The organism is Laribacter hongkongensis DSM 14985 (assembly GCF_000423285.1).
Taxonomy (GTDB): Bacteria; Pseudomonadota; Gammaproteobacteria; order Burkholderiales; family Aquaspirillaceae; genus Laribacter; species Laribacter hongkongensis.
The window spans coordinates 38,540-52,006 of the sequence record NZ_KE383998.1; the positions used below are offsets into that span (position 1 = coordinate 38,540).

12 protein-coding genes and 1 tRNA gene are annotated in these 13,467 nt (G+C 61.4%); 6 read left to right on the forward strand and 7 right to left on the reverse strand.

The features are described from left to right. The 3 genes from G542_RS0115125 to uvrC all read right to left on the reverse strand — a co-directional run bounded on the left by G542_RS0115125 (position 1) and on the right by uvrC (position 2,589). A tRNA-Gly gene (locus G542_RS0115125) sits at positions 1-76 on the reverse strand. Between the two features lie 82 nt (positions 77-158). Continuing rightward, positions 159-740, reverse strand: coding sequence for a CDP-diacylglycerol--glycerol-3-phosphate 3-phosphatidyltransferase (gene pgsA, locus G542_RS0115130; RefSeq protein ID WP_012698071.1), 582 nt, complete (start codon positions 738-740; stop codon positions 159-161). A gap of 28 nt (positions 741-768) precedes the next feature. Continuing rightward, a complete protein-coding gene (gene uvrC / locus G542_RS0115135) occupies positions 769-2,589 on the reverse strand; it encodes an excinuclease ABC subunit UvrC (protein ID WP_027824544.1) in 1,821 nt (606 codons plus the stop codon). Between the two features lie 100 nt (positions 2,590-2,689). Here uvrC and guaB point away from each other — a divergent pair, with 100 nt between their 5' ends. Next, positions 2,690-4,150: an IMP dehydrogenase gene (gene guaB / locus G542_RS0115140; protein WP_027824545.1), complete on the forward strand. Its 1,461-nt coding sequence runs from the start codon at positions 2,690-2,692 to the stop codon at positions 4,148-4,150. Between the two features lie 181 nt (positions 4,151-4,331). Further along, positions 4,332-4,811 (forward strand): hypothetical protein, encoded by a 480-nt coding sequence (locus tag G542_RS18755; protein WP_156092920.1) that lies wholly within the window; start codon positions 4,332-4,334, stop codon positions 4,809-4,811. 129 nt (positions 4,812-4,940) lie between these two features. Here G542_RS18755 and G542_RS19090 read toward each other — a convergent pair whose 3' ends face one another. Both G542_RS19090 and G542_RS0115155 read right to left on the reverse strand, forming a co-directional pair. Next, on the reverse strand, positions 4,941-5,330 hold the full coding sequence (locus G542_RS19090; protein WP_051190099.1) for a hypothetical protein: 390 nt from the start codon (positions 5,328-5,330) through the stop codon (positions 4,941-4,943). A gap of 280 nt (positions 5,331-5,610) precedes the next feature. After that, positions 5,611-6,861, reverse strand: a complete 1,251-nt coding sequence (locus G542_RS0115155) for a ribosomal protein uL16 3-hydroxylase (RefSeq protein ID WP_244878726.1) — start codon at positions 6,859-6,861, stop codon at positions 5,611-5,613. Between G542_RS0115155 and G542_RS0115160 the strand changes: the two genes are divergently transcribed. Next, positions 6,860-7,345: an FKBP-type peptidyl-prolyl cis-trans isomerase gene (locus G542_RS0115160; RefSeq protein WP_012698077.1), complete on the forward strand. Its 486-nt coding sequence runs from the start codon at positions 6,860-6,862 to the stop codon at positions 7,343-7,345. The two genes, G542_RS0115155 and G542_RS0115160, sit on opposite strands and share 2 nt — an antisense overlap. A gap of 83 nt (positions 7,346-7,428) precedes the next feature. Here G542_RS0115160 and G542_RS0115165 read toward each other — a convergent pair whose 3' ends face one another. Next, complete coding sequence (locus G542_RS0115165; RefSeq protein ID WP_012698078.1) at positions 7,429-7,806, reverse strand: DUF2325 domain-containing protein; 378 nt, start codon at positions 7,804-7,806, stop codon at positions 7,429-7,431. Positions 7,807-7,966: 160 nt separating this feature from the next. On the opposite strand from G542_RS0115165, the gene G542_RS0115170 reads away from it, so the two are divergent. The 3 genes from G542_RS0115170 to G542_RS0115180 are packed head-to-tail and all read left to right on the forward strand — an operon-like array spanning position 7,967 to position 11,686. Further along, positions 7,967-8,965 (forward strand): Fe(3+) ABC transporter substrate-binding protein, encoded by a 999-nt coding sequence (locus tag G542_RS0115170; protein WP_211218850.1) that lies wholly within the window; start codon positions 7,967-7,969, stop codon positions 8,963-8,965. Further along, on the forward strand, positions 8,949-10,631 hold the full coding sequence (locus tag G542_RS0115175) for an ABC transporter permease (protein ID WP_244878727.1): 1,683 nt from the start codon (positions 8,949-8,951) through the stop codon (positions 10,629-10,631). Before G542_RS0115170 ends, G542_RS0115175 begins: the two co-directional genes overlap by 17 nt. Then, entirely contained in the window at positions 10,628-11,686 is a 1,059-nt protein-coding gene (locus G542_RS0115180; protein WP_027824551.1) for an ABC transporter ATP-binding protein, read from the forward strand. Before G542_RS0115175 ends, G542_RS0115180 begins: the two co-directional genes overlap by 4 nt. Position 11,687: 1 nt before the next feature. On the opposite strand, the gene G542_RS17260 is transcribed toward G542_RS0115180, so the two are convergent. Further along, positions 11,688-13,085 carry a sigma-54 dependent transcriptional regulator gene (locus tag G542_RS17260; RefSeq protein ID WP_197736061.1) on the reverse strand — a complete coding sequence of 466 codons (1,398 nt, stop codon included), beginning with the start codon at positions 13,083-13,085 and terminating at the stop codon, positions 11,688-11,690. Positions 13,086-13,467: the final 382 nt, after the last annotated feature.

Here is a 13,467-nt window from a genome sequence, read left to right on the forward strand (position 1 = left end):
TGGAGCGGGAAACGAGGCTCGAACTCGCGACCTCAACCTTGGCAAGGTTGCGCTCTACCAACTGAGCTATTCCCGCATCGTGTGACTTGCTGATTCCCGCACCGTTGCCGCTGCGAGAGATTGCGAATTATATGGATCGCTGATTGACTGTCAAGCCTTCAGCCGGCTTTTTTCGGCGAAGCCAGCTCACTGCCAGCCATTTTCAGGTAATAAACCATTGACCACAAAGTCAAAACGGCTGCAACAACCATCAGGACATTTCCAAGCAGGTCGGTCGAGACATAAGGGATGACCGGCTCGTGGTACAGCAAGAGCAGAATCGCCAGCATCTGTGCCGTGGTCTTGAGCTTGCCGATATATGCCACCGCCACACTCTTGCGCTGCCCCATTTCAGCCATCCACTCGCGCAGGGCGGAAATGGTGATCTCGCGCCCGATGATGATCATCGCCAGGAGGCTGCTGGTCCGGTCCAGATGTACCAGCAGGATCAGTGCGGCCGCCACGATCAGCTTGTCGGCGACCGGATCCAGAAATGCACCAAAGGCCGAAGTCTGCCCCCAGCGCCGCGCCAGGAATCCGTCAAACCAGTCGGTCACTGCCGCCACTGCAAAAATCACGGCAGACCAGACATTGACTGCCACCGGTGTAATCCAGTCGGCAGGCAGATAAAAGAGCGCAACGAAGACGGGAATCAGCGCAACGCGTAACCAGGTCAGCAGAATCGGCAGGTTGAATGGCATGGACAGCTTCAGGAGGTTGGACTGCCCGTCAATGCAGGGCAGCGTAGATTTTTTCAGCCAGCACCCGGTTGATGCCTTCGACCAGCGCAATGTCCTCGACACTGGCTGCCGCCAGTCCCTTGAGCCCGCCAAAACGGGTCAGGAGCCTTTGCCGCCGCTTGGGACCGACACCGGGGATTTCTTCCAGCGTCGAAGTGGTACGGGTCTTGGCCCGTCGGGCCCGGTGGCCGGTAATGGCAAAGCGGTGCGCTTCGTCGCGGACAGTCTGGATCAAATGCAAAGCCGGGTGATCCGCCGGCAATTGTAGCGTCTTTTGCTCGCGCACCAAGACGAGTGTCTCAAGTCCGGGCTTGCGTGCCTCGCCCTTGGCCACGCCGACGATGGGCAATTCGTTCAGGCCCAGCTCTGCCAGCACTTCCACCGCCACGCCCACCTGTCCTTTGCCGCCGTCAATCAGCAATATGTCCGGCAGCTTGCCTTCTCCAGCGGCCAGCTTCTGATAACGGCGGGTGAGCGCCTCGCGCATGGCGGCGTAATCATCGCCGGGCGTGATGCCGCTTATGTTGAAGTGACGGTACTCCGACGGACGCATCTGCCCGTGGTCATACACCACGCAACTGGCCACCGTTGCCTCGCCCATGGTGTGACTGATGTCAAAACACTCCAGACGCTCGACCTGGTCGTAGCCCAGTGCCTCGGCCAGCGCGGCAATCCGCATTTCCTGGGTACTGCGGCTGGCCAGCTTCTGCTGGATCGACAGGCGTGCGTTTTTCCCGGCCATTTCCACCCAGACCCGCCGCTCGCCCAACGTGTGGCTGATCACGCTGACCCGCCGCTCGGCAATGGCCGACAGTGCCTCACCCATTACCGGGTTGACCGCCGTACTGACATAAACAGTTCCCGGAGCCGGCTGATGGCTGTAATGCTGCAACAGGAACGCCTCCAGCACGCCACTGTCGTCCAGATCGTCGGCGTTGTCGGGGAAAAAGCGTTTGTCGCCCAGCTGGCTGCCGCCGCGGATCATCACCAGGTTGACGCATACCAGCCCGCCTTCCCGCGCAATCCCCACCACGTCACAGTCAATGTCGCTGGACGTGCTCATGACGAACTGACGCTCCTGCACCCGGGCCAGCGCCTGGATCTGGTCGCGCAGTTCGGCCGCTTTCTCGAACTCCAGTGCTTCGCTGGCTGCCAGCATGTCCCGGGTCATGTCCTCGGTCAGCGCATGCTGCCGGCCGGACAGGAATTCCGCTGCCCGCCGCACATCGGCGGCATAGTCCTTTTCGCCGACCAGGCCGACGCAGGGCGCCGAACAGCGCTTGATCTGGTACAGCAGGCATGGACGCGAGCGGTTGGCGAACACGCTGTCCTCACAGGTGCGCAGCCTGAAGACCCGTTGCAGGATCGCAATCGCCTCGCGCACAGCGTAGCCGTTCGGGTACGGACCGAAGTACTGGTGCTGGTGGTCCAGCGCACCGCGATAATAGGCCAGCTGCGGATAGGCGTGCCGTGACAGCATCAGGTAGGGATAGGATTTGTCGTCACGAAACAGGATGTTGTACTTGGGTGCCAGCGACTTGATCAGGTTGTTTTCCAGCACCAGCGCCTCGGCTTCGCTGCGCACCACCGTGGTTTCTATGGCAGCGATCTGCCGCACCATCAGTTCGATGCGCGGACTCAGGTCGGACTTCTGGAAATACTGCGAAACCCGTCGTTTCAGGTCGACGGCCTTGCCGACATAGAGCACCTGTCCTTCGGTGTCCAGCATGCGGTAGACACCGGGCAAGGCCGGCAGACTGGCCAGCACGGTCTGGTAGTCGAACGGTGAAGAAGGAGCGGTATCGGGCATGATGACTTAGTGCTGTGTTGTCAACGTGTTAGGCGGCAAGGCGTTTTGCCTTGGACCGGGACGGGCCGGTATAATGCTCTTTTGCCGCAAAGGAAGCACCATGCGCATCGTCCAGAAAGCGTACACCTTCGACGACGTCCTTCTTGTTCCCGCCCATTCCTCCGTCCTGCCCCGTGATGTCAGCCTTGCCACCCGCCTGACCCGCAACATCCGGCTCAACCTGCCGCTGGTGTCTGCTGCCATGGATACCGTGACCGAAGCCCGCCTCGCCATCGCCCTGGCCCAGGAAGGCGGCATCGGCATCCTGCACAAGAACATGTCGGCCCAGAAACAGGCCGCCGAAGTCAGCAAGGTCAAGCGCCACGAGTCCGGCATCGTCAAGGATCCGGTCACCATCAAGCCTGACATGCTGGTGCGCGACGTGATCCGCCTGTCGCGTGAAAACAAGATTTCCGGCCTGCCGGTGATGGAAAACGGCCGTGTGGTCGGCATCGTCACCAACCGCGACATCCGCTTTGAAAACCGTCTGGACACACCGGTCCGCGACATCATGACCCCGCGCGAGCGTCTGGTCACGGTCCGCGAAGGCGCTTCGCTGGAAGAGGCCCGCGAACTGATGCACGCCCACAAGCTGGAGCGGGTACTGGTGGTCAACGATGCCTTTGAACTCAAGGGCCTGATCACCGTCAAGGACATCATCAAGACCAGCGAAAAGCCGCTGGCCTGCAAGGACGAACAAGGCCGCCTGCGCGTCGGGGCAGCCGTCGGCGTGGGTGAAGGCACGGACGAGCGCGTCACCCTGCTGGTGGAAGCCGGCGTGGATGTCATCGTGGTGGATACTGCCCATGGTCACAGCCAGGGCGTGCTCGACCGCGTGCGCTGGGTCAAGCAGAACTTCCCGCAAGTGGAAGTGATCGGCGGCAACATCGCCACGGCCGCTGCGGCACTGGCACTGGTGGAAGCCGGCGCTGATGCTGTCAAGGTCGGTATCGGCCCGGGCTCGATCTGCACGACCCGTATCGTGGCCGGCGTGGGCGTACCGCAACTGACGGCCGTCAGCAATGTCAGCGAAGCCCTGAAGAGCACCGGCGTGCCGCTGATTGCCGATGGCGGCATCCGCTTCTCCGGCGACATTTCCAAGGCCATTGCCTCCGGCGCCAACGTGGTGATGCTGGGCGGCCTGCTGGCCGGCACTGAAGAAGCTCCGGGCGAAGTCGAACTCTACCAGGGCCGTTCGTTCAAGAGCTATCGCGGCATGGGTTCGCTGGGCGCCATGCAGCAGGGTTCAAGCGACCGCTATTTCCAGGACAACGAAGCCAACGCCGACAAGCTGGTACCGGAAGGCATTGAAGGCCGTGTGCCGTACAAGGGCTCGGTCGTTGCCGTGATTCACCAGTTGATGGGCGGCCTGCGTTCTTCGATGGGTTATTGCGGTTGTGCCACCATTGACGACATGCGCACCAAGGCTGAATTTGTCGAAATCACGTCGGCCGGCATGCGCGAATCGCACGTGCACGATGTGCAGATCACCAAGGAAGCTCCGAACTACCACGTTGAGTAATCCGGGCTGCGGCAAAAAAACTGACGGGGTACGGCTTTGCCGGCCCCGTTTTTCATATCCGCTCGTCGCAGAGTTGCAACATTCCGCCATCCGGGCATACAAAATCCATTCTGCCTGCTGGTCAGTCCATTAGGGCTGTACCAGAATGGCTTATCACCTCTGTGTCTATCAGGATATTCGTATGCATCCGTCGGACTTCGCCCAGAACTGCGCCGGTTGCCGCGGAGAGGCTCCATCCCCCGAACTCCAGCTGGTACGTGCGGAAAGCCGCCTGACAGGCTGGGCAGGCCTGTCTCAGGATGCGCATGAGGCGCGTATTGAAACCCACGAGCCCTTCATGATGCACTGCTACTGCAATGACACCTGCTTTCGTCAGGACGTGGCAATGCTGCAGATCCGTCATGGCTGGCGGCACCTGTTCCCTCACCCGGTCCATCCGGTCGCTACCTGCAGTTATTGCGGTGCCATGGTATTCCGGACCCATCCCCATCTTGCATGGCTCCTGCTGCCGGCAAACGCACCTGTTGCCGAGCATTACGATCTTGGGCGGGCAGAGTCGCCATTGCTGGTAGCCATTACCTGCCTGTCCCCGCAGTGCATGCAGCAGCATGAGCTGCTCTGGTCATACGCCGAATCCGGAATCAGCCTCCAAGTCCCATAGGACCTGATCCACAAAAGACTGCCGTGTCTTCATGATCACGCGCTTGACCGGAACCGGACTCTGTATCGACTATTGTTTTTGGAGGGAAGGACAAACAGGCAAACACATCGTTCCTGACGGGATACAACATCACGGCAGACAACAGCAAGAGAAGGAACAGATACCCGGCTTTTGCTGATCCGGAGGCGCCTTCTCCCCAAAACAAAAACCCTGCGTGAGCAGGGTTTTTGCTGCATGGTGGCCGAAACCACCATTCAGGAAGCAGGAATTACTGCTTCTTTTCTTCGGCCGGAGCGGCAGCAGCATCAGCAGCCGGGGCAGCAGCAGCGTCAGCAGCCGGAGCAGCAGCATCAGCGGCCGGAGCAGCAGCGTCAGCAGCCGGGGCAGCAGGAGCTTCAGCGGCCGGAGCAGCGGCTTCAGCAGCAGGAGCTTCAGCGGCCGGAGCAGCAGCAGCGTCAGCAGCCGGAGCTTCTTCTTTCTTACCGCAAGCGGACAGGGCAACGGCCAGCAGGGCAGCAACGAGGAGCGACTGTTTCATTTCTTGATCTACCTATTCAAGGGAGTGCGTTGGATAAAAACACCAGCTCAACCGTTGGAACCATGTTGCAATGCGGTTAGCTGTTGGGACCAATTGTAGCACGTTTCCATCTTAATAAAAGTCGGGTCAAACCCTGCAAACCCTTGATACACGGGAATCCTACAAAGTGTTACAAAGTTACTGTGAGTCAAGGGGATTTCGCCAGATTCCGGGCTTTCCGTATTGCAGTGCGATAGCGTTTTTTTGGGAAAACCCGCCAATTCAATCAACTATTGGATTGGCAGGCCACCACCATCCGGATAGATATCCGGCATATAAAGTCTCCGTCATCCCGTCGCTAATTGCCTGACCAGCCAATCGGCGCTGATTGGCCAATTCCCTCCAGACAGGCAGATCGCCATCCATTCCGGCATGGATTTCACCATTCACAAAGCATAATGAATTCCTGAACAGCATCTGGCTTTTCAGATCCAGTACAAGACCATCACGCAGGATGACTTTGGCAAACTCATCCTCGTCCAGCGGATCTTCTGGCGGATCGAAAAAAACATGGTTCTTGGGCTCTGTCAGATAGCACCCGAGAAACTCGCCGACTCCGTCCCGGTCCCACCGGATTGCCTTGAGCATGTCCTGTACCTGATCCACCATGGACTCGCTGATTTCGGCCGGATGCCGGGATGGCTCAAGGTCAGGATCAGCGTAGCGGCCGTCCAGGCACAGCGTGTCCTGCAGATAGGTCAGAAACTGCTCGGCCAGTTCTTGCGTCGTTGGCGCCCGAAAACCGATTGAATAGGTCATGCCCGGCTCAAGCGCCACTCCATAGTGGGAGAATTTCGGCGGCAGATAGAGCATGTCCCCCTGTTCCAGTTCCCAGCTTTGCAGCGCATCGAACGAGGACAACACCTTGATGGGCGCCCCGTCCTCCAGCTGATCATTGTCCGGCGACCCCACCTGCCAGCGTTTTTTTCCACCGACCTGCAGCAGGAACACATCATAAGAATCAAAATGCGGACCGACAGTTCCCCCGGGAGGCGCATAGGAAATCATCAGGTCATCCAGCCGTGCATAAGGCAGGAAATTGAAACGCCACAGAATATCGGAAACATGCGGCAGATGATGATTGACACTCTGTACCAGCAGCGTCCAGTCGGTTTCGGGCAAACGCGCCAGACGGGCAGGCTGGAACGGGCCGTGCTCGACATGCCAGCGACCACCAGCCCGGTTCTCGATCAGCCTCGACTCGACATCGTCGCGCCGGGCCAGCTCTGCCAACACCTCAAAATCAGCCGGTGTGCCGACATCACGCAAGGCACCACGGATCAGCAAGGGTTGCTTGTGCCAGTAATCACGCAGGAATTCGCGGGCGGTCAGGCCGCCCAGCAGGGCAAGGGGTTTATCCATCATATCCGGTGTTTTGCCCGGCAGTAGCGGGCACTCTGGTTTACAATCGGGGGCAACACGGCACGGCGTTGCTTGCCGTGCCTTATGACTTTTCCAGGAACTCAATCCCATGCAAATCGCCAAAAACTCGGTCGTGTCGCTGAACTATGAAATGTACGACGCCGACAACAACCTGCTCGACCAGACCGACGAGCCGATCAGCTACCTGCACGGTGGCTACGACGGCATCTTCCCCTTGGTCGAAGAGGCACTGCATGGCAAGTCCGTTGGCGACAGTATCGACATCAAGATGGATCCGGACAATGCTTTTGGCGAGCCGGACGAAGAACTGGTCCGCGTGGAAGACGCTGACGTGTTCCCGCCGGACGTGGAACTCGAAGTCGGCATGATGTTCGAAGCCGATGATCCGGAAACCGGCGACGTCATCATTTTCCGCATTACCGACATCGCCGACGGCAAGGTTGTCGTGGATGGCAACCATCCGCTGGCCGGCCAGACCATTCGCTTCAAGGGCACGGTCACCGAAGTGCGCCCGGCCACCCAGGAAGAGCTCGAACACGGTCACGTGCACGGCGAAGGTGGTCATCACCACTGATCCGGCCCGTTTGCCGGCAAGCTGCACCAGCACAATGGCCACCCGAAAGGGTGGCCATTGGCTTTTCTGCCAGCTGCGCCCGGCTACCCCTTCCGTCCCGGTCGCCGGGACAAAGGAAATGTCCCGCTTGCGCCCTTGCCTGCCGGACAGTCCGCACATGCCTCCTGGCACCCGGACAGACCGGCACTGGCCAAGGCCAGCTTGAGGGCACACGTCGACCGGCGGCACGCCACGCAGCGGACCTGCCGCTGGCCGGCCAGCGCCCGGAAATGCTTCATCACGTTATGCCCCAGAAAATCGGTAAACAGGATGACCAGATCCGTATCGGCCGGCAGCGTGTTGGAACGCCGCTGATGCGCACTGTGACGACCGGTCAGGTGCCCGCGAACCGCAATTCCGAATTCAGCCAGCACGTCAGGAATGTTGCCCAGCGTATCTGCGCCTACCAGCAATGCCTTCATGTCAGCCTCCGGTCAATCGACACAATTGAGAGCTGCTATCATTTACTACGAATCGCTGTTCCGTCAAGACAGATGCGATCCACTCTCATTTTGTCTTGTCAGACAGACCACATTCCAGCAGAATGACATCTGTTCTCAATTAAAGCCATCCCGTCCGCTCATGATGAAACTCACCGGCCTGACTCTCGCAACCCTGGCTGCACTGGCCTCCGCCGTGGCCACTGCCGAAGAAATCACCGTGTACTCCGCCCGTAACGAGCAGCTGATCAAGCCGCTGTTCGACGCCTACAGCAAGGAAACCGGCGTCCAGGTACGTTTCATCACCGACAAGGAAGGCCCGCTGATGGCGCGGCTGGCTGCCGAGGGCAAAAACACCCCGGCCGACATCCTGATGACCGTCGATGCCGGCAACCTGTGGCAGGCGGCCAATGCCGGGCTCCTCAAGCCGGTGCATTCCAGGACACTGGAGCAGAACGTGCCCGCGCACCTGCGCGACCCCAAGGGACAATGGTTCGGGCTGGCCGTACGGGCCCGCACGATTTTCTTCAACACCCGCACCGTCAAACCGGCCGACCTCTCCGGCTACGAAGCGCTGGCCGATCCCAAGTGGCGCGGCCGGCTGTGCCTGCGCACCTCCAAGAAAGTCTATAACCAGTCGCTGGTCGGCATGATGATGGCTGAACACGGTGCGGCCAAAACCGAACAGATCGTCAAGGGCTGGGTCCGCAACCTGGCCACCGCACCGTTCCCGGACGACACCAAGATGCTGGAAGCCATCGCCGCCGGCCAGTGTGATGTCGGCATCGCCAACACCTATTACTACGGCCGCCTGATGGACAAGCAGCCCAAACTGCCACTGGGCATTTTCTGGGCCAACCAGCAGACCTCCGGCACCCATGTCAACATCGCCGGTGCCGGCGTCACCACCCATGCCAAAAACGAAAAGGGAGCCGTCCGTTTCCTTGAATGGCTGTCGTCCGACAAGGCACAAAACCTGTTTGCCGACATCAACATGGAATACCCGGTCAATCCGAAGGTCAAACCGGCAGCAGAAGTGGCTGCCTGGGGCGATTTCAAGCATAACTACATCAACGTGTCCAAAGCCGGTGAAATGCAGGCCGAAGCGGTCAAGCTGATGGATCGTGCCGGTTATCGCTGATCCGGCCATCCCCCTGTCAACCCGCGCCTCCGCCACCGGAGGCGCCTTGTCGTTTGTGGTACGCACCTTGAACCAGTCACTGTGGCGCTGGCGCCTGGGCAGCGCCGGCATCGCCCTGCTCACCGCCATACCGCTGGCGGTCATCCTGTCATCCCTCGGCCAGATCGACCTCTCGCTCTGGCAGCACCTGGGTGACATCGTCCTGCCCACCCTGCTGGCCAACACCGCCATCCTGCTCACCGGCGTCGGCATCGGCGTACTGCTGCTTGGCGTCCCGCTGGCCTGGCTCACGGCCGTGCACGATTTCCCCGGACGGCGCTTTTTCAGCTGGGCCCTGATGCTGCCACTGGCCATGCCCGCCTACGTGCTGGCCTTTGCCATGGTCGGGCTGCTGGACTTTACCGGCCCCCTGCAAACCTGGCTGCGCACCCTGGCCGACGGGCCGGTGGCTTTTCCGCCCATCCGCTCCACCGGCGGGGTCATCATCGTCATGAGCCTGTCGCTGTATCCGTACGTCTACCTGCTCGCCCGCAATGCCTTCGCCACCCAGGGACGGCGAGCACTGGAAGCTGCCGCCTCGCTCGGCCTGTCGCCCTGGCAGGGATTCTGGCGGGTGGCGCTGCCCATGGCCCGGCCGTGGATCATCGGCGGCCTGTCGCTGGCGCTGATGGAAACCTTGGCCGATTTCGGCACGGTATCGGTGTTCAACTTCGACACCTTTACAACCGCCATTTACAAGGCATGGTTTTCGTTCTTCTCCCTGCCGGCTGCTACCCAGCTGGCCTCGCTGCTGGTAATCGGTGTGTTCGGCCTGGTCTGGCTGGAACAACGTGCGCGCGGCCGGCGCGCCTATGTCCAGCGCCAGCCGGCGCCGCTGCCGCGCACCCCGCTGCATGGCAAACGCGCCTGGCTGGCCACCACCGGAGCCGGACTGGTCCTGCTGCTGGCCTTTGGCGTGCCGTTTGCCCAGCTGCTGGTCTGGGCCCTGTCGGTCATGGAAACCGATCTCGATGCCCGCTATTTCGGTTTTGTCGGCAACACCCTGCTGCTGGCCCTGCTGACGGCCGGACTGGTCACCACGCTGGCACTGCTGCTGGCCTACGCCCAGCGCCGGGATGCCTCATTGCCCACCCGGCTGGCCGTCCGGCTGGCCACACTGGGCTATGCCGTACCCGGCACCGTGCTGGCGGTCGGCGTGTTCGTGCCGGTGGCCTGGCTCGACAACCAGTTGCTCAACCACCTGCCCTGGCTCGCCGGGCAGACGGCCATTTTCAAGGGAACCCTGGCCGTCATGCTGCTGGCACTGGCTGCGCGCTTTGCTGCCGTGGGCTTTTCTCCGGTCGACAGTGCCCTAGCACGCATCCCCAAAAGCCAGGAAGAATCGGCCCGGTTGCTGGGCATGCGTGGCCTGCCGCTCCTGCGGCGGGTCTACCTGCCGCAGCTGCGCGGCGGTTTGCTGACAGCCCTGCTGATGGTGCTGGTCGACACCATGAAAGAAATGCCGATCACGCTGATGACCCGCCCGTTCGGCTGGGACACGCTGGCCGTGCGCGTTTTCGAAATGACCAGTGAAGGCCAGTGGGACCGGGCCGCCCTGCCATCGGTGGCCATCGTCCTGACCGGCCTGATCCCGGTATTGTTGCTTGCCCGCGAGACCCGCTCATGACCCCTGCCCTGCTGGACCTCAATGAAATCTGCGTGCGCTATGGTCGCCAGACCGTGGTTGACGGCCTGTCGTTCCGGCTGGCCCACGGTGAAATCGGCTGCCTGCTCGGTCATTCCGGCTGCGGCAAGACCACCGTGCTGCGCGCCATTGCCGGTTTTGAAGCCGTTACCGGTGGCGACATCCACCTAAATGGTTCGGTCATCAGCCGTGCCGGCTGGCAGTTGCCGGCCCACCGGCGCGGCATCGGCATGGTGTTCCAGGATTACGCCCTGTTTCCTCACCTGACGGTGTCCGGCAACATCATGTTCGGACTCGGCGACCTGCCGTCCCACGCCCGCCAGTCACGTACCGAAGAGCTGCTGTCGCTGGTCGGCCTGACCGACCGCAGCCATGTCTATCCGCACGAACTGTCAGGCGGTCAGCAGCAGCGGGTGGCACTGGCCCGGGCGCTGGCACCGTGCCCGGGCCTGCTGTTGCTGGACGAACCGTTTTCCAACCTGGACGTCGAATTGCGCGACCAGCTGGGACAGGAAGTCCGCGCCATCCTCAAGCGTGAAGGCGTGGCAGCCCTCCTGGTGACCCACGACCAGCGCGAGGCATTCGCCATGGCCGACCGGATCGGTGTCATGCGCGCCGGCCGCATCGAGCAATGGGCCGATGCATATACGCTCTATCACCAGCCGGCGACCCGCTTTGTAGCGGATTTTGTCGGCGAGGGAGCATTCCTGCCCGGCATCTGGCACGAGCCGGGCTGCGTCGCCCTGGAAACCGGCGACTTCTGCCAGCTGGATGCCACTTCGACCGGGCTGGCCGAAGGCTGCCGTGTCGACGTGCTGCTGCGCCCGGACGACGTGCAGCTGGAGCCGGGCTCTCCCACGACGGCAGAAGTGGTACAACGCGCCTTCCGCGGGGCAGAATTCCTCTATACACTGCGGCTGGACTCCGGCAATACCCTGCTGGCGCTGGCTCCCAGCCACCAGCGCATCGACATTGGCCGCCGGACCGGATTCCGGCTGGTACCGGAACATCTGGTGGCGTTTCCGGCGACGGCCTGAATCAGCTGATGGTAGAGGGCGGGCCGTCTTTCAGGTCGGAAGGTGTCTCGCCTGACGACAGGTTGTGCTTTTCCAGCAGGCGATAGAGGGTGGCGCGGGAAATGCCCAGCTGGGTGGCGGCCTGCGAGTGGTTGTGACGGCTGAGTACCAGTGCCCGTTGCAGGGCTTCACGCTCGGCATCTCCCCGGATTTCGTCCAGCGTCTGCCACACCACGCTTTCTTCCAGGCCGCTGCTGGCCAGCCCCATGTCAGCCGGCTGCACCAGCCGGCCTGACGACATCACGGCGCCCTGGCTCACCCGGTTTTGCAGTTCGCGCACGTTGCCGGGCCAGCGGTGTGCCAGCATGGACGCGATGGTTTCGCTGGCAAAACGCTTGGCCGGCAGACGCTCGCGGGCGATGAACTCGGCCAGGAAGCGCTCGGCCAGCAGCACGATGTCGTCCTTGCGCTCGCGCAGGGGCGGGATGTGCAGGTGACATACGTTGAGCCGGTAATAGAGGTCTTCGCGGAAATTGCCTTCGCGGATGGAGGCCGGCAGGTCAACGTGGGTGGCGGATACCACCCGCACGTTGACTGCCTTGCTGGTGGCTGCACCCACGCGCTCGATGGTGCCCTCCTGCAGGAAGCGCAGCAGGTTGGCTTGCAGGTCGCGCGCCAGATCGCCGATTTCGTCGAGGAACAGCGTGCCGTTGTCGGCAGCCTCGATGCGTCCGATCTTGCGCTGGTTGGCACCGGTAAAGGCGCCCTTTTCATAGCCGAACAGCTCGGACTGGATCAGTGTCGCCGGAATCGCAGCACAGTTGACGGGTACGAACGGCCCCTCGCGCCGTGGCGACAGGGCATGCAGCAACCGCGTCACCATTTCCTTGCCGGTGCCGGACTCCCCGGTTACCAGCACGCTGACATCGGTGGTGGCTACCTTGCGGATGTCTTCCTTGAGCTTGAGCAGGCTGGAACTCTGGCCGACAAAATCGCAGAAATCGACAGGCTGCGTGATCTGGCTGTCCTCCTGTCGTCCGGCAAACAGCTGTGCCCGCCCGTATGCACGCCCCAGCGTCACCATCAACCGCTCCGGGTCGTAAGGCAGGGTGTGAAAGTCATAGAACCAGTCGTACAGCAATGCCTGCAAGGCCGGCTGGTCAAGACAGCGGCGCGATACTGCGGCAATCCAGTCGATGCGGGTGGCCGCCAGCAGGCTGCGGACCTGGTTGTCCAGTCGGGAAATCTGCACGTCATCCAGGCGGAACAGTCCCACGGTCGGCTTGTGCAGCTTGCAGGCCTGCGCCAGCCGGTCCAGTCGTGTCTCGGAAATGACTTCCCAGCCGTGTTTTTGCAGAACGATGGCAAGTCTTTGTGTTTCAACGCAAGGATTGGCAATCAGGACACGACGCGGTTTCACGATTTCTCCTTGTAGGCTGGCAGCAGCGTCCGAGGCAGCCGGAAAGGATGCTCCCCCTTTGGGTATACAGGCGCCTCCGCATGGTCATGTCACGGATGAGACAGGCGGCACCGGCATGACAGGGCAGGACAGCGGCCTGTGTCTCAACATCCAAGACATGCCATGTGACCGGAACCTGCCTCCGCTCAGCCGCGGGGCCCTTATTAGGCATAGACGAATGTTGATGGCAAATCACATCAGCACATGGCAGCACTGGCACCAGAATTCGTAAATCCGGTGTTTGTCTCAAAAAAGAAACACTTACGCACTGTCACAAGATCGATACAGCCGTTGCAAATGCTCCGGCCCGCACCAGCCGGGCGCCGGCACGAACTGGCACACC

Bases quoted from the DNA above. Each gene is read 5' to 3' on its own strand.
- G542_RS0115170 (WP_211218850.1), top strand. From the start codon at position 7,967: ATGATGAAACTCACCGGCCTGACTCTCGCAACCCTGGCTGCACTGGCC.
- G542_RS18755 (WP_156092920.1), top strand. From the start codon at position 4,332: ATGCATCCGTCGGACTTCGCCCAGAACTGCGCCGGTTGCCGCGGAGAG.
- guaB (WP_027824545.1), top strand. From the start codon at position 2,690: ATGCGCATCGTCCAGAAAGCGTACACCTTCGACGACGTCCTTCTTGTT.
- pgsA (WP_012698071.1), bottom strand. From the start codon at position 740: ATGCCATTCAACCTGCCGATTCTGCTGACCTGGTTACGCGTTGCGCTG.
- G542_RS0115180 (WP_027824551.1), top strand. From the start codon at position 10,628: ATGACCCCTGCCCTGCTGGACCTCAATGAAATCTGCGTGCGCTATGGT.
- G542_RS0115165 (WP_012698078.1), bottom strand. From the start codon at position 7,806: ATGAAGGCATTGCTGGTAGGCGCAGATACGCTGGGCAACATTCCTGAC.
- G542_RS0115155 (WP_244878726.1), bottom strand. From the start codon at position 6,861: ATGGGATTGAGTTCCTGGAAAAGTCATAAGGCACGGCAAGCAACGCCG.
- uvrC (WP_027824544.1), bottom strand. From the start codon at position 2,589: ATGCCCGATACCGCTCCTTCTTCACCGTTCGACTACCAGACCGTGCTG.
- G542_RS0115160 (WP_012698077.1), top strand. From the start codon at position 6,860: ATGCAAATCGCCAAAAACTCGGTCGTGTCGCTGAACTATGAAATGTAC.